The following is a 216-nucleotide window of genomic DNA, read 5'->3' on the forward strand; positions in this document are numbered from 1 at the left end:
AATATCCACTGTATCTTTCCTTCTAAGGGAGCCAGGCTGTGCGTAAATCATATCCTTCGTAATCGGACGTATTGCTTCTCCCTCTTCTTTGTTTGGAACAATCTCCTCTACATCCAGCATGTTTCCTGAAATCATGGAGTTACCATCGATTAATTGGCTGGTATCTATTCCGATAATGGAATTGATATCTTTGGCTAGTACTACATTGCTAATAAG

General features: G+C 39.8%; 1 protein-coding gene. It reads right to left on the reverse strand.

The window, feature by feature from the left end:
• Positions 1–216: hypothetical protein (locus EOC06_RS41345; RefSeq protein WP_206631526.1), on the reverse strand; the 216-nt coding region annotated here is incomplete at both ends.

It is taken from the genome of Mesorhizobium sp. M7A.F.Ca.MR.362.00.0.0 (assembly GCF_004023175.1).
Classification (GTDB): Bacteria; Pseudomonadota; Alphaproteobacteria; order Rhizobiales; family Rhizobiaceae; genus Mesorhizobium.